We start from the raw sequence: 17804 nt of genomic DNA, 5'->3' as shown, positions 1-17804 counted from the left end.
AGCCTCACGCAGCGCGCGGCTCAGGCAGCGCACGCGTCAGTGCGCCCGTCGCACCGCCACCCGCCGCCGACCCCGCGAGGTCAGCCAGGCCCCGGCCGTCACCACGAGGGGTAGGCCGATCGCGAGCAGGGCCAGCACCGGCCAGTCCGGCACGAACTTCATGTGGTTCACGCCGACGGGGCTCTCGGTGAAGCGCAGGGTCAGGGCGCGGATGGGCAGGAGTCCGAGGAGCGTCCCGATCACCGAGCCGACCGTGGCCAGGATCGCCGCCTGCCAGGTCGACACCCCTCGGCGCAGGCGCGGTGCGGCACCGATGGCGTCGAGCACCTCGTCGTCCCGCCGGCCGTCGGACCGTGCGAGTCCGATCGCCACCGCCGTCGCACCGATCGTGACGGCCGCGGCCAGTGCGAGCACGATCGCCCGGATGATCGCCTCGTTGTCGGTGGGGCCGGCTTCGTACATGAACGACGGGCCGCTCCACAGTGCACGGTCGTCGCCGCCGAAGCTCTGCCACGCCGAGCTCAGCTCGTCCGCCTGGGCCGGGTCGAGGTCGTGGGGCAGCGTCGTGACGAGCATGCCGTCGACCACGGGCACGCCGTACTGCTCGGCGGTCGCCTTCGTCATGAAGACGCCGACCTGGATCCGCGGGGTCTGCACGTCGAGCACGGCGGGGATCGAGACGCTGGCCGCCGGTCGGCTCCCCTCGGTGATGGGCTCGCTCTCCCACGTCCGGTCGTGGAAGGTGTCGACGCGGACCGCACCGTCGTGGGCGTACTCGGGCCAGAGCGACACGGCCCGACCGCCCTCGAGTGCGCTCCGGACGGCGGCGGACGGCCGGTGCCCGGTGAGCACGGCGTAGTCGTCCACGGTCCCGGTCCAGATGTGCGGGCTCGACACGCTCGCCGTGTCCAGGTAGTACGAGCAGCTCCTGGTGTCGTTCACCGGGCAGTCGTACGCGCTCCAGCGGTGCGGGATCGTGACGGTCGAGGGGGTGTCGCCCGGCTGCTCCTGCGCGACACCGAGCACCCGGATGCGGTCCTGGTCGAAGACCCCGGACACCACCTTCGCGGCGTGGGCCGTCAGTTCTGCGTCGTGGCGACCGGTACTGCCGCCGTCCTTCGTCTCGGTCTGCACCTCGGCCGTCGCGACCCCGACCGCCGTCGTGTACTCGTACCCACGGACGTACTGGGCGTGGCTCGACGCACTCCACGTGATCACGACGGAGGCCACGAACACGACGCTCATCACGCTCGACAGCACGGGTACCGTGCGGACCGGGTTGCGGCGGGCGTCGCGGGCGGCGAGCCGGGCGGACAGACCGGCCCGCGAGGTGAGCCGGGTGATCAGGGCGAGCAGCCACGGTGAGCAGATGGCGATGCCGAGCTGCATCAGGCACGGCCCGATCGCGACGCCGGCACCGACGACGTACGCCCACCGGTCCTGCTGCACCGGACGGTCGTTGAGCATGAGCACCCCGACACCGCACGCCAACGTCATCACGGCGCCGAGGACCACGAGCAGCGGCCCCCAGATGCGACGACGACGGCGGGCCGGACGGCTGACGGGCACCGGCCGGAGCGAGCCCCGCAGTGCTGCGAGCACGTTGATCCGGGTGGCCGACCGAGCGGCGACGAGTGCGGAGACGAGTCCGGCGAGCACGCCGGCCACGGCGATCGACAGCAGCAGGAGCGGCGGCACGTGCAACCCGGGGAACGACGCCACGTTGCCGTTGTCGATCAGTCGGTAGGCGAGCACGCCGATCCCGGTGCCGGCGGCGACCCCGAGGACCGCGCCGACGAGGCCGAGCACCACGCCCGACCCGGCGACGATCGTGCGGACGAACCGCTTGTCCCCGCCGACGCTCGTGACGATGGCGTACGAGCGGGTGTCCGCCCGGGTGCCGACCAGGAACGCGGCCCCGGCGAGCAGGGCGACCTCGAACATCGCGAAGACGCCGAGCAGTCCCATCGCCCCGAGGTACCAGCCGAGCGACGAGCCCAGCTGCCCACCGGGGAGCCGGGCGTCGGGCGGGTCGAGCACGACCGGACGCGACTGCACGATGATGCCGTGCGCGTTGAGCTGCCGGATCTCCGACCACGTCGGGGCGTCCGACGGCAGGTACACGGTGACGTCGGTGAGCCCGACGTCGTCGGTGGTGTCGGTCGTCGAGAGCGTCGTGCCCCAGGGCAGGAACACGCCCTGCGAACCCGGGTCCGTCCCCAGGTCGGTCATGGTGCCGGTGATCGTGAAGCGCTTGGTGACCGGGTCGGTCAGGTCCACCGTGTCGCCGATGTGCGCCCCGAGGCGGTCGAGCGTCGCCGGCGTGACCATGAGCTCACTGCGCGTGGTCGGCCTGGAACCGTCGAGCACGTGCCAGTGGCCCTCGAGCGACGGGTCCCAGACGCTGCCCTCGACCGCGGTCAGGCCGACGGGACCCTTCGGCCCCTGGACCACGACGGGTGTGCCGCCGACCGGGATCGACAGCGCGCCGTCGGGCACGTGGGCCAGGACGTTCGTGAACGGGGAGTCCTCGTCCGACTTCGTGACGGGGCTGTTCCGCTTCGAGTCCGTGGACTGCCACTGGACGGGGTCCTGCACCATGCCGGGCAGGTCCGGGCCGGACACCCGCATCTGCGCCGATGCCTGGCCGAGGTCGTAGTCGAGCCGCTCGGTTGCGGTGGCCTGTGTGGACTGCACCACGACGGCGACCGCGGCGAACCCGGCGGTGGGGATCCCGATGAGCGCGATGATCAGTGCCGCACGGCCCGCCTTCGCGAACGCCAGTCGACGCCCCAGACGGAGCGCCGGTCTCAGGGCGAACGGCGTCCGGCCGGTCCCGGCACGCCGACCCCGGCTCACGAGGCGGTCCGGTCCGTCAGCGCGGCCTCGACGCCCGAGTACACGGTCTCGTCGACCACCCGACCGTCGCGCAGGAACACGATCCGGTCCGCCCAGGCCGCGTGCCGGGCGTCGTGGGTCACCAGGAGGGCGCCGGCTCCGGCGTCGACGTGCCGACGGAGCATGCGGAGCACGACCTCGCCGGTCTGCGAGTCGAGGGCTCCGGTCGGCTCGTCGGCGAGCACGAGCCGGCGCTCGCCGACCACGCCGCGGGCGATCGCGACGCGCTGCTGCTGCCCGCCGGACAGGTCGTCCGGGTAGGCGTCGGCGCGGTGCGACAGCTCGACGTTGTCCAGCGCGAGCTCCGCGGCACGGCGGGCCTGCGAGGCCTTCCACCCGTCGAGCTCGAGCGGCAGTGCCACGTTCTCGACCGCGGTCAGCGAGGGGATCAGGTTGAAGTCCTGGAACACGAACCCGATGAGCCGGCGCCGCCTCGACCGCGGTCAGCGAGGGGATCAGGTTGAAGTCCTGGAACACGAACCCGATGAGCCGGCGCCGCAGCGCTGCGAGCTCCTTGGCTGGGCGGTCGGACACGAAGGCGCCGTCGATCAGCACCTCTCCGCTCGTCGGTGGCAGCAGGGTGCCGGCGCAGGCGAGCAGCGTCGACTTGCCCGAGCCCGAGGTCCCCATCACAGCGACCATCTCGCCGCGCTCGACCCGCAGGTCGATGCCGGCCAGGGCGGTGACGGCCTTCGCGCCGGAGCCGTAGTGCACGCTCACGGCGTCGAGCTGCAGGAGCGGTGCGGCGGTCACCGTGCGCTCCGGGGAGCGGAAGCAGCAGCGGCAGCGTCGGCACTGGCAGGCGCCGCCGGGTGCTCGTCCGGCCGGTACCGCGCGACGCTCGACTCCACGTGGTCGAGCCAGCGCACCTCGGCCTCCGCCTGGAACACCATCGACTCGAGCACGAGCGACCACGCCAGGTCCGTCGACGGGTCGGTCGTCCGCTTCAGCCGCGTCAGGTCCTGCAGGTTCCGGATCGCGGCACCGCGCTGCACCTGCACCAGCCGGGCGACGTCGACCCCGGGCACGGTCACGGCGAGGGCGAACTTGATCGCCAGCTCGTCGCGGCCGCGCTTGGCCGGCACGGGCTCGCTGAACCAGCGGGCCACCTCGGCCCGACCCGCGTCGGTCGCCGTGTAGACGACGTGTCCGTCGTCGTCGGCGTCGCCGCGGGCCACGAGGCCGTCGCGTTCCAGGCGGTCCAGGGTCGTGTAGACCTGGCCGATGTTCAGCGGCCAGCTCCCGCCGGTGCGGTGCTCGAACTCCCCCCGGAGCTGGTACCCGTAGCCGGGTCCCCCCACCAGCAGCGCGAGTACGCCCATCCGAACGCTCATGACACTTCCCCTGTCTCGGGCCACCGTGGCCATACTGAGTATGCACATACCCGGTATGCGTGCGCAAGCACGGATCGGTACAGGGCGGAAAACGGACGGGAGGCGCGGTGCCAGCTGGCACCGCGCCTCCCGTCCGACCGGTCGTCGCGTTCGCGACTCGCGGTCGGGTTCTCAGGGTCAGTGACCCAGCTTCGCCAGCTCCTCGAACTCGTCGTCGGTCAGCTCGACGGTGGCACCCGCGAGGTTGTCCTCCAGGTGCGCGACGCTCGACGTGCCGGGGATCGGCAGCATCACCGGGGAGCGCTTGAGCAGCCAGGCGAGCGCGAGCTGCGCCGGGGTGGCACCCTTGCGCTCGGCGATCTCGGTGAGCGGCGAGTCCTCGCCGGTCAGGCCACCCGTGGCCAGGGGGAACCACGGGATGAAGCCGATGCCCTGCTCCTCGGACCAGTCGAGCAGCTCCTCGGCGTCACGCTTCTGCAGGTTGTAGAGGTTCTGCACGGAGACGATCGTGGCGATCTCCTGCGCGGCCTTGACCTCGTCGACGGAGACCTCGGACAGGCCGATGTGACGGATCTTGCCCTCGTCCTGCAGCTTCTTCAGCTCGCCGACCTGGTCCTCGAGCGGGACCTTCGGGTCGATGCGGTGCAGCTGGAAGAGGTCGATGCGCTCGAGGCCCAGGCGGCGGAGGCTCATCTCCGCCTCTTGCCGGAGGTACTCCGGGCGGCCGACGGGCGGCCAGACGTTCGGGCCGGTGCGGGTGAGGCCGGCCTTCGTGGCGATGACGACGTCGTCGCCGTAGGGGTGCAGGGCCTCCTTGAGGAGCTCCTCGGCGACGTAGGGGCCGTACGAGTCGGCGGTGTCGAAGAAGTTCACGCCGAGCTCGACGGCACGCTTGAGGACGCGGATCGCCTCGTCGTGGTCCTTCGGCGGTCCCCAGACGCCGGGGCCGGTGAGCTGCATGGTGCCGTAGCCGAGCCGGTTGACCTCGAGGTCGCCGCCGATGCGGAAGGTGCCGGAGGACGCGGCCGGACGGTTCGTGGTGTCAGTGCCTGTGGTCATGTCCCCGGTCTACGCCCGGTGCGTTGCCGGTCCCTGAGTCGGTGTCCCCCGACCGCTTTCCGGGTTCGCAGGGTCTACGGACGGGTGGGCCGCGGGTACGGGGTCTCGCCGCGTTCGAGTCCGCCGACGAGCTTGGCGAGCCGGTTCGTTCGCACCGTGGCGTTCGGGGCGGTGGTGATGCGGTGCAGCACGGCGTACCGGTTCGTGGCGTCGAGCTCGGCGAACAGGGCGGCGGCTGCGGGGGCGGCGTCGAGCGCGGCCTGCAGGTCCTCGGGCACCGTGGCCGTTGCCGAGCCGGCGTAGGCGCGGTCCCACCGGCCGTCGCCCTTGGCGCGCTCGATCTCGGCGTGCCCGCGCTCCCGCATCCGGCCCTCGGCGATGAGTGCCGCGACCAGGCCGAGGTTCCGCTGCGACCACAGCGAAGCCTTCCGGCGCGGGGTGAACCGCTGGCGGTAGGTGGTGTCGTCGCGCCCGCGCCGCTGCCCGTCGATCCACCCGGAGCAGAGCGCCTCGTCGAGGGCCGTGTCGTAGGTCAGCGTCGTCGGCTCCGTGACGCCCTTCTTCGCGAGGACGAGCCACACGCCGTCGGGTTCGTGCTCGTGGTCGTCGAGCCAGGCACGCCACGCGGCGACGTCCGGCAGCACCAGGTCGACGATGTCCATGCGGTCATCGTAGGACCGGCCGGCCGCGCGGGTCAGGCCGAGCTGCTGCTGATCCGGGTCGCGCTCGCCCAGTCGTGCACCCAGTCGGGCACGGTCAGGTCGCGGTCCGCGCCGCCCGCCGCTTCGAGCAGGTCCGCGGTCGGCACCGTCCCGCCGGAACGTCGCAGGAACCGGGCCTGCACCACGGCGCGGGCCATCACGGCACCCTGTCGCACGAACGTCTGCTCCAGGTACACGGCACGGTCGTCGACCCCGAGCACGTGGGTGCGGAGCTCGAACCGCTGCCCGAGCGTCAACGACCGCTTGTACGTGATCGTCTGCGCCGAGACGACGGGGTACCAGCCGTGCTCGCCCAGTGCGGCCCAGTACCCGGAGCGGAGCATCAGGTCGAGCCGACCGAGGTCGAGCATCGACAGGTACTTGCCGTTGTTGACGTGGCGCAGCGGGTCGAGGTCGGTGGGAGCGACCCGGAACGGCGTCCGGACCTCGTCCCAGAGCGACGCCCGGCGGCGTCCACCGACCCGAGCGCGCAGACGGGTGCGCAGCTGCAGCAGGAGCAGTCGGAAGTACAGGTTCACGGGTCGATCACACCAGTGCGCGGAGTACTCGTGCGAGCACCTTGGAGGAACCTCACGAAGCGCGGGCAGCTCGGGTCACCGCGATCCGCTGCTTCGCACAACCGCCGGAGCGGCCGGGTGGGTCAGCCGGAGAACATCCCGCTGGCGGCGCTGCCACCCGGGTGCGCGGTCTTCGACACGCCTTCGGCCGTCGATCGAGCGGCGTCGGCCTCGACCATGGCACGTGACCCGGCCGTGGGGTCGGAGAAGTCCTCGAGGTCCGCGAGCGCTCGCCGCCGACGGCGGTTCTGCACCTCGAGCACGATCAGCAGGGCGCCGAGCACGACGACCACGGCGATGACGATCCAGATGATGACCACGACACTCCCCCGAGCCCGGGGCGTCTGCCCCGTCCCTCGCAGCGTAGCGGTGCGGAGGCGGGTACAGCCAGTGCCTCCCGCCGCCAGGGGGACCGGGAGTAGACCTGCAGCATGCAGACACGCAAGCTCGCAGACCTCGAGGTCGGACCGATCGGCCTCGGAACCATGGGCATGAGCGCCTTCTACACGGGCGCCGGCACCGACGACGACGAGTCGATCCGCACCATCCACCGCGCGATCGACCTCGGCGTCACCCTGTTCGACACCGCCGAGGCGTACGGCCCCTACACGAACGAGGAACTCCTGCGCCGTGCGCTCGAGGGCCGTCGCGACGACGTCGTCATCGCGACCAAGTTCGGCCTGTACCGCCACGAGGCCGGTGAGGAGACCCCGACGCAGCAGCGCGGTCTCTCCAGCCAGCCCGAGTCCGTGCGCGAGGCCCTCGAAGGATCCCTCCGTCGCCTCGGCACGGACCACATCGACCTCTACTACCAGCACCGCGTCGACCCGGCTGTCCCGATCGAGGACGTCATCGGCCAGCTCGCCGGCTTCGTGCAGGAGGGCAAGATCCGGCACATCGGACTGTCCGAGGCCGGTGCCGAGACCATCCGCAAGGCCCACGCCGTCCACCCGATCACCGCGCTGCAGAGCGAGTACTCGCTGTGGACGCGGGACCCCGAGGGCGACGTGCTCGACACCCTGCGCGAGCTCGGCATCGGCCTGGTGCCGTACTCGCCGCTCGGCCGCGGGTTCCTGACGGGTGCCATCACGAAGCCGTCCGACCTGGACTCCGACGACTTCCGCCTGGCGAACCCGCGCTTCCAGCAGGAGGCGTTCGAGCAGAACATGCGCATCGTCGACGCGGTCAAGGACATCGCGACCGAGGCCGGCGCCACCCCGGCGCAGGTGTCGCTCGCCTGGCTGCTCGCCCAGGGCGACGACATCGTCCCGATCCCCGGCACGAAGCGGGTCTCCCGCCTCGAGGAGAACGTCGGCGCAGCCGACCTGACCCTCACGGCGGACCAGCTGTCGCGCCTGTCGGCGCTGCCGGTCCCGACCGGTGACCGCTACCCCGACATGTCGACCATCGGTCGGTAGACGCGACCGGTTGACGGCCTGGAGGCCCGGTGCCAGCTGGCACCGGGCCTCCAGGCCGTCGTCAGTCGCGTTTGCGGACGCGAGACGCCGGCGTCAGCGCGAGACGCCTCCGAATCCGGCGGCGTCTCGCTGACTCGGGGGCGTCCTTCGAGGACGCCGGCGTCTCAGACCTCGGCGGCGAAGGACGCGGCCCGGACCTGCAGGTCCTCGATGCGCCGGAGGCGCGCGGCCTCGACGTCGTAGCCCTCGTAGGCGGACGGCGGCAGCTTCCGGACGTTCCGCGAGCACTGGAAGTCCTGGCACACCAGGGTGCCGACGGTGTTGCCGTTCCGTCCGGCCGGCCCGGATCGCTTGGCGCTGTAGAACGCGACGTCGTTCGGCAGCTTGACGTCCTGGCACCACGAGCACTGGGCACGGGAGCGGGGCGAGGCCTCGGCCTGCCGGAACAGGATGCCGATCAGGTCGCCGTCCAGGGTCGGCACGACGGCGTACGCACGCCGCCCGATCTTCGGGTCGCGCCAGCCGAGGTAGTCGAGCGCGTCCCAGTCGAGCGTCTCGAAGTCGGCGGGCAGCGTGAGGTCGGACACCTCCTTGCGCGAGGCGTTGACGAAGGACGTGCGGAGGGTCTTCTCCACGATGGGGAGCATGGGTGATCGCTTTCGTGCAGGCCCGGGGTGTGCGGACGCACACCGCACCGGGCGGAGGAGGTCAGGGTTCGACGAGGTCGGCCGCACCCGAGGGCACGACCGAGGGCCTCACGCCCTGATGCCGGCGATACGGGCGCCGACCACCTCCTGGAAGCTCACCCGACCAGCCTACGACCGGGTGTCAACCCCGGCCCGGTCTGCCCGCGATCGGTTCGGCGTCGCCGTGACCAGGACGACCGAGCCCTCGTACGTCGGGCGGATCCGCAACGACCCGTGCCGCCGGTCCCACTCCCCCGACTCCAGCGCGGTCCGGAGCGCGGCCACCGACCGCCGGACGGTGAACTCGTCGACGAGGCCCCACGCCGGGTCCGCCTGGCGCACGCCGGGGTCGAGCAGACGCTCGGGGCGCGCGTAGTACGCCTCGGCGAACCCGTCGACGCACGTGAACGGGATCGGCAACGGGGTGCTCGTCACGGTGTCGTCGCCCAGTGCGTCGGCGATCCGCGGCAGTGCCGGATGGCGACGGGCGTCGGCCGACAGCACCTCGGGCGCGTACTCGGCGAGCCAGGTTCGCTCGATGCGGTCGGGGTCGAACGTCAGGACCACGATCGGGCCCCGGGTGACCCGACGCACCTCGGCGAGCCCGCGTTCGAGGTCGTCCCACTCGTGCAGCGAGAAGGTCGTCATCGCGGCGTCGAAGGTGGCGTCGGCGAAGGGCAGGTCTCCGGCGGGTTCCACGGCGGTCACGTCGCGGTCGGTCGGTGCGTAGGAAACAGCGCCGGCCCCGACGTCGAGCACGGCCCGGGCGTCTCCGAGGGCCTTCGCGACCGCGCGGGCGAACGCGGGTTCGGGCCGGCGGTGCTGCCGGTGGTCCGCGTCCCCGGCTGAGCCGTCCGTGGTCCTCGTCACGTCTCCACCCTACGAACCCGCGCTGCTATGTTCGACGGATGCTCGCAGACAGTGGTCTCGGATTCGTCGTCGTCCTCTACGCCCTGTTCGTGCTGGCGCTCGCCGTGCTGGCCGTCGCCCTCATCGTGCTCGTGTTCGCCGCGATCCGTGTGCTGCGGTTGTCGGCGACGGAGCGGCAGCTGCGCATCGAGCGGATGCGCTCGCCGGAGCTGTTCGACGGCGACGTGCCGCCCCAGGCCTGACGTTCCGACCACGGCGCTGACGCACCTGCCCGTCGGCGGGCCGGGTCAGTCGACCGACTCGGACTCGGACTCCGACTCGCGCATGGCCGCGTACTGCTCGGCCCGCTCCGTCGCTGCCCAGCTGCCGAGCAGCGCGAGCGACCGCTCGGACTCGCTGCCCGGTTCGGCCGAGTACGAGAACAGCGTCAGGCCGGGGTCGGCGACCAGGTCGAGCGCCTCGTAGGACAGCCGCAGCTCCCCCACGATCGGGTGGTCGATGCGCTTCTTGCCGGTGCGCTGCATCCGGACGTCGTGGGCGGCCCACCAGCCGCGGAACTCCTCGCTCCGGGTGGAGAGCTCACCGACGAGCGTGATGAGCCCCGGCTCGCAGGGGTTCGACACCGCGGCGGTCCGGAGCACGGCCACGGCGTCCTTCGCGGTCTGGGCCCAGTCGGGGAAGAAGTCGCGGGCGGCCGGGTCGAGGAAGGTGAAGCGAGCGGTGTTCACCGGGCGTCCGGGGCCGGCGAAGAGCGGTGCGTAGAGCGCACGGCCGAGCTCGTTCGTCGCGACGACGTCCCCGCGCTCGTTCCGCACCCAGGCCGGCGCGCCGGTGATGGCGTCGAGCAGCCGCTGCACGCCGGGGCGCACGCGGGTCGGCACGTTCCGGTGCATGACCTTCGCGCCGGAGTTCGCCAGGCGCGTGAGGTCCCACAGGTGCGCGCGCTCGTCCTCGTCGAGCTGCAGGGCGCTCGCCAGGCCCTCGAGCACGCTGTCCGAGACGCCCTTGAGCGAGCCGCGTTCGAGTCGCGTGTAGTAGTCGACGCTCACGCCGGCGAGCATGGCGACCTCGTGCCGACGCAGCCCGGGCACGCGTCGGACGCCACCGCCGAACGACGGCATGCCGACCTGCTCGGGGGTGAGCCGCGCCCGCCTGGAGGACAGGAAGTCGCGGATCTCGTTGCGCACGTCGATACCCATGCGACGAGCGTACGTGCCCGGGCCGTGCGTCCGGCAGGCACGGGCGGTACCCGGCAGCCGGTCAGGGCGCGGCGGGGCCGCCGGCCGTCGCTGACTGGTCACGACACGTCGCGTGCCGTGCGCCGTCCCGTCGCAACCTGTCGGCTGGTGGCGCCGCAGGCGACGGCCTGTGACCGCTCGTCGGCGTCTGGCGGGGTGTTGCGACCGCCTGGAGCAGACGGGAGGCGCGGGGCGGCCCCGCCACGCGCCTCCCGTCCGCCGTCTGGTCGCGTTCCGTTGCGTGACCGGCCGTGCCCGACCGGTCGCGACACGTCGCGTGCCGCCCGCCGGGTGGTCGCGACCTGTCGGCTGGTGGCGCCGTAGACGACGGCCTGTGACCGCTCGCCGGCGTCCCGCGGGGTGTTGCGACCGCCTGCCGCCACGGGCTTCCCCCCCCCGCTCCGTCAGCCGGTCAGGGCGCGGCGTCGGCCCCGATGCGCACGCGGGCGACGCGGTGACCGTCCATGGCGGTCACCTCCAGGCGGTGTCCGCCGGCCAGGACGACGTCACCGACCTCGGGGACGCGGTCCAGCTGCACCTGCACGAGACCACCCACGGTCTCGTAGTCGCCGTCCGGCAGGACCGGACCGCCGTCCGCGGCCAGGTCCTCGAGCACCGTGGCCCCGTCGACGCCGTCGTGCGCCAGCATCGACTCGTCGTACTCGGTGGAGTCCCACTCGTCGCGGATGCGGCCGACGAGGTCCTCGAGCAGCGCCTCGAGCGTGACCATGCCCGCGCTGCCGCCGTACTCGTCGACCACCAGGGCGATCTGGTGGCCGTCGGTGCGCATGTCCGCGATCGCGCTCGACAGCGACTTCGTCTCGGGCAGGGCGAGCACCGGCCGGACGAGCGTGGCGACCGGTGCCGCGGGGTCGACCGGACGCAGCAGGTCACGGAGGTGCACGAAGCCCTGGACCTCGTCGCGCCCGCCGGAGGTCACGAGGTACCGGGTGTGCCCGGCCGCGATGGCCTGGTCGGTGGCCTCGGCGACGGAGAGGCCGGCATCCAGCGTCGAGACGTCGTACCAGGGGCGCATCGACTCGCGCAGGATGCGGTCACCGGCGTCCAGGGCGCTGCGGGCGATCCGGCGTCCCTGCTCGTCGACGCCGGTGTGCTCGTCGACCAGGCCGCGGAGTTCCTCGGTGCTCATCGACTCGCTGCGGGCGTTCGGGTCGCCGCCGAGCAGTCGCACGACGGTGTCGGTGGACTTCGAGAGCAGCCAGATCACCGGCCGCATGAGCACCGCGAAGCGCTCCAGGGTCGGGGCGACGGCCATCGAGAAGCCCTCGGCACGCTGCAGGGCGAGGCGCTTCGGCACGAGCTCGCCGAACACGAGCGACAGGTACGCGATGACGAGGGTCATCAGCACCAGCGCGACGGCTTCGGCCGTGCCCTGCTCGAGGCCGAGCCCCTGGAACAGCGGCGCGACGTCGGGTGCGATCGAGGACGCACCGTACGCGGCGGAGAAGAACCCGGCGACGGTCACGCCGATCTGCACGGCGGACAGGAACCGGTTCGGGTCACGGCCGAGCTCGGCGACCCGCATCCCGCGGGGGCCGCGGCGTTCGAGCTGCTGCAGCTGGGATTCGCGGAGCGAGACGAGTGCGATCTCGGCGGCCGCGAAGACCCCGCCGACGAGCACGAAGAGGATGACGAGCCCGAAGGCGATCCAGGTGTCGGCGCCCATCAGCGGGCAGCCGCCTCGGATCGACGACGGGCGGGCGGTCTGTGGGGATCGTCCATGCCTGTGAGTCTGCACAGGCCGACTGGGACATCACCGTGCTGCCGCTCGACAGCGGCTGTGGATCCCCCGTCGCGACGGGGAGCGGTCGGTGCGGGGCGCGGTCGCTACAGCGTGAGCGAGCGACCGATGCGGGCCTCGAGCCACGCCTTCGGGTCGATCGGCGTGACGCCGTCCATCAGGACCTCGAGGTGCAGGTGGGCACCGGTCGAGACGCCGGACGACCCGACGAGCCCGATGAACTGGCCGGCCGCGACGGTGTCGCCGACCTTGAGCGGCGAGGAGCCGGGGATCATGTGGCCGTAGAGCGTGGAGACCTGACGGCCATCGACCACGTGGTCGATGATGACCGCGTTGCCGTACGAGAAGTACGTGCCCGAGACCCGGACTTTGCCCGCGGCGACGGCGCCGATCGGCGTGCCCATGCCCGGGGTGAAGTCGAGGCCCTGGTGCAGCGACGAGCACGCGCCGCACGGTGCCGAGCGGTACCCGAAGCCGGAGCTCATCTGCACCGGGCCGGGGAACGGCGAGCGGACCGCGCCGCCGAACGAGACGGCGCCGCCCGCGGTCGCCGCGGTGTCGGCGGAACCAGCGGTCTTCGCGGTGACGGTCGAGCCGCCGCCGACGGTGAACCCGTCACGGTCGAACCCGGCGGCCGTGACCGCCTGGGTCACCGCGTAGTCCTGGGTGCGCACGACGGGCGCGATGGTCGAGGTGGCCATCGAGGTGCCGGCGCTCGCGTGGGCGGGCATCGCCGAGGCGGCGAACATCGCGATGGCGGCGGCGGCGCTGGTGAGCGTGATGCGTCCGGCGCGGGCCGACCGGGAGGCCCGGGGTGCGCTGGCGACACGGGTCACCTTGGGTGCGGGGCGACGGACGACCCGCTGGATGCGGTCGTCGACGTGCTCGGTGGTGGCGCGTGCGGCTGCGGAGCGGCGGCCGGCCGCCTCGGTGGCCGAGGACGCGGTCGCGAGGACGACGGCCTGCACGGGCTTGGCGACCTTCGCGGCCTTCGCGGCCTTCGGCGCCTTGGCGACCTTCGCTGCCTTGGCGACCTTCGCTGCCTTGGCCGGCTTCTCGGGCTTGGCGGCCTTCGCGACCGGCGCCGTCTTGCTGCGACGCTGCGGTCCGCGGGCTGCTGCGCGCTCGGCCTCGAGGGCGGCGCGACGGGACAGGTGCACCACCGGGGTCTCCGGGTGCTGGTCGAGTTCGGGTGCAGTCGTCATGGCCGCCCACCATTCTGCACGACTCTGTCGCTTTGTACAGGCCCTTTCGTGATCTTTTCGTTACCGAGTGCGCTGGGAGGGCCCTGATCACCACGGGCGGAAGCGTCCCCCGGGCCCTCCGCATCGGTACGGTCAGGGGAAAGCGACGGAAGGACCCGCACCATGGCCCGATCGCCGCGTGAGCGGTACGGAACGGTCGACCTGGCGTCGGCCGACGTCGTGCTGGCCGGTACCCAGGAACTCCTGCCCGTGCTCCGGGCCGCGGCCGTGCGCGCCGGGATCGACGCCGCGCGGATGCGGGTCATCGGGGTCGACGACCTGCCGGACCCCGAGGAGACGTGGGACGCGGCGTTGGCCGTCATCGCGATCCGTCGCCCCGGTGACGACCCCGCGTTCCACCGGGCGCAGGCGGCTGCCGAGCTCATCGCGCCGATGCTCGCGCCGCACGCTGTCCGCATCGTCGTCACGGTGTCCGGGCTGACCCGGCTCGCGCCGAAGCTCGAGCGCACCCTGACGTCCGAGGTCCTGCACCAGATCGATGCCGCGTCGGCGTCGTCCGGGTTCCGCCGGCCCTTCCGGCCCCTGCGCATGCGGCTCGGGCTCGCCGGGCTCCGTGCCGCCGGCGTCCGGGTGTTCCGCGTCTCGATCGGCGACTGAGGCTCAGGCTCCGTCGGGTCCGGGGCCCTGCGCGGCGCTCGCCTGCACCGACGGGTGTGGAGGAGCGGCGTGCGCGACGACGGAGACACTGCCGACGGCGAGCACGAGCGCCAGCGCTCCGGCGGTGCAGGCCGTCCCGATCCGCCGCAACCGCGACCGGCTGCCACGTTGACGCGGTGCGAACCGCTTCGTGCTCCGTCGGGGTTCGGGGCCGACGAGCCAGGGGCCGGAGCCGTCGGGGTCGTACGAGAACGGGCCGGAGCCGTCCGGCGCGTAGCGGTAGGGGCCGCTGCCGTCCGAGGCGTAGGCGGACCGCAGGTCCTCCGCGGTCCAGCCGAAGTCGTCCGGGGTCTGCCGTGTGGTGGTCATGCGCGCTCTCCCTCGCTCTGGTGCTGCGGAAGACCAGTCCACGCACCGTTCCTATGTGTCGACAGTGCGCCTCCAGGATGTCGGCCGAGCATCTGCCGCGCGGAAGCGGAGGCCATGTATCTTGATGTCGAGACATCCTGCGCCACGAGTACCGTGGACGTACCGACGGTCGAACAAGGGAGTACCCGCCAGCATGGCCAAGATCATCTACACCCTCACGGACGAGGCGCCGTTCCTCGCCACCCACTCCTTCCTCCCGGTCATCCAGGCCTTCGCCGGCACCGCGGGTGTCGACGTCGAGACCCGCGACATCTCGCTCGCCGGCCGGATCATCGCCCAGTTCCCTGAGCGGCTCACCGACGAGCAGCGCCTGGACGACGCCCTCGCCGAACTCGGCGACCTGGCGAAGACCCCCGAGGCGAACATCATCAAGCTGCCGAACATCTCGGCGTCGATCCCCCAGCTCAAGGTCGCGATCAAGGAACTGCAGGCGCAGGGCTACGACCTGCCCGACTACCCGGACGAGGCCACGACCGACGAGCAGCGCGACGTCCGCGCCCGCTACGGCCGTGTCCAGGGCAGCGCCGTCAACCCGGTGCTGCGCGAGGGCAACTCCGACCGCCGCGCACCCCTGTCCGTCAAGAACTACGCCCGCAAGCACCCGCACCGCATGGGCGCCTGGTCGCGTGACTCGAAGACGAACGTCACCACCATGGGCGTCGACGACTTCCGGTCGAACGAGAAGTCCTGGATCGCCCCCGCCGACGACGTCCTGACGATCACCTTCGTGGCCGAGGACGGCAGCGAGCAGGTCCTCAAGCAGTCGATCCCCGTCCTGCAGGGCGAGGTGGTGGACGGCACCGTGCTGCACGTGGCCGCACTCGAGTCGTTCCTGCGCAAGCAGATCGAGCGCGCCGCCGCCGAGGACATCCTGTTCTCCGTGCACCTCAAGGCCACGATGATGAAGATCTCCGACCCGATCATCTTCGGTCACGTCATCAAGGCGTTCTTCCCGTCGGTGTTCGAGCGATACGGCGCCGACCTCGCCGCCGCGGGCCTGACCCCGAACGACGGCCTCGGCTCGATCCTCGCCGGCCTCGGTGCGCTGCCGAACGGCGCCGAGATCGAGCGTGCCTTCAAGCAGGGCATCGCCGACGGCCCCGAGCTCGCCATGGTCGACTCGGACAAGGGCATCACGAACCTGCACGTGCCGAGCGACGTCATCGTCGACGCATCGATGCCCGCGATGATCCGCACCTCGGGCCACATGTGGGGCCCGGACGGCGACGAGCACGACACCCTCGCCGTCATCCCCGACTCGAGCTACGCCGGCATCTACCAGGCCGTGCTCGACGACTGCCGCGCCCACGGCGCCTTCGACCCGTCGACGATGGGTTCCGTGCCCAACGTCGGCCTGATGGCGCAGAAGGCCGAGGAGTACGGCTCGCACGACAAGACCTTCGAGCTCCCCGGTGCCGGTGTGGTCCGTGTCACGACCGCCTCGGGCGACGTCGTCATCGAGCACGACGTCGAGCCCGGTGACATCTGGCGCGCCTGCCAGACCAAGGACGTCGCCATCCGCGACTGGGTGAAGCTCGCCGTCACCCGCGCCCGTGCCTCCGCGACGCCCGCCGTGTTCTGGCTCGACGAGACCCGTGCGCACGACGCGAACCTCATCGGACTCGTTCGCCAGTACCTCGGCGAGCACGACACCGAGGGCCTGCAGATCGAGATCCTCGCGCCCGAAGACGCCATGCGCTTCTCGCTCGAGCGCATCCGCCGCGGCGAGGACACCATCTCGGTCACCGGCAACGTCCTGCGCGACTACCTGACCGACCTGTTCCCGATCATGGAGCTCGGCACCTCGGCGAAGATGCTCTCCGTCGTCCCGCTGCTGGGCGGTGGCGGCCTGTTCGAGACCGGTGCCGGCGGTTCCGCGCCGAAGCACGTGCAGCAGCTCGTGCAGCAGAACTACCTGCGCTGGGACAGCCTGGGCGAGTTCCTCGCACTGGCGGTCAGCCTCGAGCACCTCGCCGGTGTGACGGGCAACGAGCGGGCGAAGATCCTGGGCGAGACCCTCGACCGAGCCACCGGGACGTTCCTGGAGCAGGACAAGTCCCCGGGTCGGAAGCTCGGCTCGATCGACAACCGCGGCAGCCACTTCTACCTGGCGAAGTACTGGGCCGAGGAGCTCGCGGCGCAGACCCAGGACACCGAGCTCGCGGCGTCGTTCGCGGACCTCGCGGCGAAGCTCGGTGAGCAGGAGCACACGATCGTCGACGAGCTCGTCTCGGTGCAGGGTCACCCGGCCGACATCGGCGGCTACTACCGTCCCGACGACGCCAAGACGAGCGCAGTCATGCGTCCGTCCGCCACGTTGAACGCGGCGCTGGCAGCGCTCTAGCAGCGACCAGCGTCCGTGGTCGCGACCACAGCCGCGTCGAGTGAGCAGAAGACGTCGGGTCCCGCTTGCGAACCCGACGTCTTCTGCTCACTCGTTGATCAGACGCGTGGCGCTCGTCGCGTCAACTGCGGGACGGCACGGGCGGGCCGGCGGCGAGCAGCCCGGTGAAGACCAGGGCGACGGCCACGACCCCGATGCCCGCGGCCACGGCGGGCCAACGCACCACGAAGAACAGCAGGCGGTCCCAGAAACCCGAGTGGGCGTCCGGCGAGCGTCGCCAGGAGCCCTCGAGCATGCCGCGGCGGGCGACCGCGACCTCGAACGGCACCGTGGCGTACGGCACGACGGCACTGGCCCAGCCGAGCACGAGCGCACCGAACGACCACCGCTGGTTCACCGCCACGACCGTCGTGACCACCAGGTACGCCAGGAACACGAAGCCGTGCACCCCACCCCCGATGCGGACGCCCCAGTCGCCGGCGTCCAGGCCGTACTTGAGCACCATCCCGAGGATGAGCAGGGTCCAGGTCACGAGTTCGGCGACCGCGGCGGCGCGGAACAGGGAGCGCGGAGTCATGGCCTCCATGGTGGCGGACCCGGTTGACAGACAGCAGGGCGCCCCGGA

At 72.0% G+C, this 17804-nt stretch carries 17 protein-coding genes and 1 pseudogene; 4 read left to right on the top strand and 14 right to left on the bottom strand.

The genetic code is table 11. The features are described 5' to 3' along the window. Positions 1–36: 36 nt before the first annotated feature. The 7 genes and pseudogenes from DEJ08_RS17760 to DEJ08_RS17730 all read right to left on the bottom strand — a co-directional run bounded on the left by DEJ08_RS17760 (position 37) and on the right by DEJ08_RS17730 (position 6890). Positions 37–2859 carry an ABC transporter permease gene (locus tag DEJ08_RS17760; protein ID WP_111053646.1) on the bottom strand — a complete coding sequence of 941 codons (2823 nt, stop codon included), beginning with the start codon at positions 2857–2859 and terminating at the stop codon, positions 37–39. Beyond that, positions 2856–3651: pseudogene (locus DEJ08_RS17755) on the bottom strand (ABC transporter ATP-binding protein). Before DEJ08_RS17755 ends, DEJ08_RS17760 begins: the two are co-directional and overlap by 4 nt. Further along, a complete protein-coding gene (locus DEJ08_RS17750) occupies positions 3648–4232 on the bottom strand; it encodes a PadR family transcriptional regulator (protein WP_258366972.1) in 585 nt (194 codons plus the stop codon). The pseudogene DEJ08_RS17755 and the gene DEJ08_RS17750 overlap by 4 nt, the downstream one beginning before the upstream one ends. A gap of 177 nt (positions 4233–4409) precedes the next feature. Beyond that, positions 4410–5291, bottom strand: a complete 882-nt coding sequence (locus DEJ08_RS17745) for an aldo/keto reductase (RefSeq protein WP_027466858.1) — start codon at positions 5289–5291, stop codon at positions 4410–4412. 74 nt (positions 5292–5365) lie between these two features. Further along, positions 5366–5953 carry a YdeI/OmpD-associated family protein gene (locus DEJ08_RS17740; RefSeq protein ID WP_111053648.1) on the bottom strand — a complete coding sequence of 196 codons (588 nt, stop codon included), beginning with the start codon at positions 5951–5953 and terminating at the stop codon, positions 5366–5368. 32 nt (positions 5954–5985) lie between these two features. Further along, positions 5986–6531 (bottom strand): acyl-CoA thioesterase, encoded by a 546-nt coding sequence (locus DEJ08_RS17735; RefSeq protein ID WP_111053649.1) that lies wholly within the window; start codon positions 6529–6531, stop codon positions 5986–5988. A gap of 122 nt (positions 6532–6653) precedes the next feature. Then, the gene (locus tag DEJ08_RS17730; protein ID WP_111053650.1) at positions 6654–6890 is read right to left on the bottom strand and encodes a hypothetical protein; all 237 of its coding nucleotides are present in this window, start codon (positions 6888–6890) and stop codon (positions 6654–6656) included. A 111-nt stretch (positions 6891–7001) separates the two neighbouring features. Between DEJ08_RS17730 and DEJ08_RS17725 the strand changes: the two genes are divergently transcribed. Next, complete coding sequence (locus tag DEJ08_RS17725; protein WP_111053651.1) at positions 7002–7988, top strand: aldo/keto reductase; 987 nt, start codon at positions 7002–7004, stop codon at positions 7986–7988. A gap of 164 nt (positions 7989–8152) precedes the next feature. Here DEJ08_RS17725 and DEJ08_RS17720 read toward each other — a convergent pair whose 3' ends face one another. Beyond that, positions 8153–8635, bottom strand: a complete 483-nt coding sequence (locus tag DEJ08_RS17720) for an FBP domain-containing protein (protein WP_111053652.1) — start codon at positions 8633–8635, stop codon at positions 8153–8155. A gap of 168 nt (positions 8636–8803) precedes the next feature. Then, the gene (locus tag DEJ08_RS17715) at positions 8804–9544 is read right to left on the bottom strand and encodes a class I SAM-dependent methyltransferase (protein WP_111053653.1); all 741 of its coding nucleotides are present in this window, start codon (positions 9542–9544) and stop codon (positions 8804–8806) included. Positions 9545–9582: 38 nt separating this feature from the next. Here DEJ08_RS17715 and DEJ08_RS17710 point away from each other — a divergent pair, with 38 nt between their 5' ends. Next, positions 9583–9786: a hypothetical protein gene (locus tag DEJ08_RS17710; protein WP_017887883.1), complete on the top strand. Its 204-nt coding sequence runs from the start codon at positions 9583–9585 to the stop codon at positions 9784–9786. Between the two features lie 45 nt (positions 9787–9831). Here DEJ08_RS17710 and DEJ08_RS17705 read toward each other — a convergent pair whose 3' ends face one another. The 3 genes from DEJ08_RS17705 to DEJ08_RS17695 form a co-directional block, all read right to left on the bottom strand. Next, a complete protein-coding gene (locus DEJ08_RS17705) occupies positions 9832–10743 on the bottom strand; it encodes a helix-turn-helix transcriptional regulator (RefSeq protein WP_111045772.1) in 912 nt (303 codons plus the stop codon). 451 nt (positions 10744–11194) lie between these two features. Then, positions 11195–12469, bottom strand: coding sequence for a hemolysin family protein (locus DEJ08_RS17700; protein WP_111053654.1), 1275 nt, complete (start codon positions 12467–12469; stop codon positions 11195–11197). 161 nt (positions 12470–12630) lie between these two features. Further along, complete coding sequence (locus DEJ08_RS17695) at positions 12631–13749, bottom strand: M23 family metallopeptidase (protein WP_146248428.1); 1119 nt, start codon at positions 13747–13749, stop codon at positions 12631–12633. A 162-nt stretch (positions 13750–13911) separates the two neighbouring features. On the opposite strand from DEJ08_RS17695, the gene DEJ08_RS17690 reads away from it, so the two are divergent. After that, complete coding sequence (locus tag DEJ08_RS17690; RefSeq protein WP_111053655.1) at positions 13912–14406, top strand: hypothetical protein; 495 nt, start codon at positions 13912–13914, stop codon at positions 14404–14406. 3 nt (positions 14407–14409) lie between these two features. Here the strand turns inward: DEJ08_RS17690 and DEJ08_RS17685 are convergent, their stop codons facing one another. Continuing rightward, positions 14410–14775, bottom strand: a complete 366-nt coding sequence (locus DEJ08_RS17685) for a hypothetical protein (RefSeq protein WP_111053656.1) — start codon at positions 14773–14775, stop codon at positions 14410–14412. Between the two features lie 193 nt (positions 14776–14968). Here DEJ08_RS17685 and DEJ08_RS17680 point away from each other — a divergent pair, with 193 nt between their 5' ends. Continuing rightward, entirely contained in the window at positions 14969–17179 is a 2211-nt protein-coding gene (locus DEJ08_RS17680) for an NADP-dependent isocitrate dehydrogenase (RefSeq protein ID WP_110865317.1), read from the top strand. 121 nt (positions 17180–17300) lie between these two features. On the opposite strand, the gene DEJ08_RS17675 is transcribed toward DEJ08_RS17680, so the two are convergent. Further along, complete coding sequence (locus DEJ08_RS17675) at positions 17301–17756, bottom strand: DUF3817 domain-containing protein (protein WP_111053657.1); 456 nt, start codon at positions 17754–17756, stop codon at positions 17301–17303. Positions 17757–17804 lie beyond the last annotated feature (48 nt).

Source organism: Curtobacterium sp. MCLR17_054 (assembly GCF_003234335.2).
GTDB classification, from domain to species: Bacteria; Actinomycetota; Actinomycetes; order Actinomycetales; family Microbacteriaceae; genus Curtobacterium; species Curtobacterium flaccumfaciens.
Note: the sequence above shows the minus strand (reverse complement) of the source record. Positions and strands in the feature narration are given on the sequence as shown.

Excerpts from the sequence above, each read along its gene's own strand:
- DEJ08_RS17750 (WP_258366972.1), bottom strand. The coding sequence starts at position 4,232 with ATGAGCGTTCGGATGGGCGTACTCGCGCTGCTGGTGGGGGGACCCGGC.
- DEJ08_RS17745 (WP_027466858.1), bottom strand. The coding sequence starts at position 5,291 with ATGACCACAGGCACTGACACCACGAACCGTCCGGCCGCGTCCTCCGGC.
- DEJ08_RS17740 (WP_111053648.1), bottom strand. The coding sequence starts at position 5,953 with ATGGACATCGTCGACCTGGTGCTGCCGGACGTCGCCGCGTGGCGTGCC.
- DEJ08_RS17725 (WP_111053651.1), top strand. The coding sequence starts at position 7,002 with ATGCAGACACGCAAGCTCGCAGACCTCGAGGTCGGACCGATCGGCCTC.
- DEJ08_RS17720 (WP_111053652.1), bottom strand. The coding sequence starts at position 8,635 with ATGCTCCCCATCGTGGAGAAGACCCTCCGCACGTCCTTCGTCAACGCC.
- DEJ08_RS17710 (WP_017887883.1), top strand. The coding sequence starts at position 9,583 with ATGCTCGCAGACAGTGGTCTCGGATTCGTCGTCGTCCTCTACGCCCTG.
- DEJ08_RS17705 (WP_111045772.1), bottom strand. The coding sequence starts at position 10,743 with ATGGGTATCGACGTGCGCAACGAGATCCGCGACTTCCTGTCCTCCAGG.
- DEJ08_RS17700 (WP_111053654.1), bottom strand. The coding sequence starts at position 12,469 with ATGGGCGCCGACACCTGGATCGCCTTCGGGCTCGTCATCCTCTTCGTG.
- DEJ08_RS17695 (WP_146248428.1), bottom strand. The coding sequence starts at position 13,749 with ATGACGACTGCACCCGAACTCGACCAGCACCCGGAGACCCCGGTGGTG.
- DEJ08_RS17690 (WP_111053655.1), top strand. The coding sequence starts at position 13,912 with ATGGCCCGATCGCCGCGTGAGCGGTACGGAACGGTCGACCTGGCGTCG.
- DEJ08_RS17685 (WP_111053656.1), bottom strand. The coding sequence starts at position 14,775 with ATGACCACCACACGGCAGACCCCGGACGACTTCGGCTGGACCGCGGAG.
- DEJ08_RS17680 (WP_110865317.1), top strand. The coding sequence starts at position 14,969 with ATGGCCAAGATCATCTACACCCTCACGGACGAGGCGCCGTTCCTCGCC.
- DEJ08_RS17675 (WP_111053657.1), bottom strand. The coding sequence starts at position 17,756 with ATGACTCCGCGCTCCCTGTTCCGCGCCGCCGCGGTCGCCGAACTCGTG.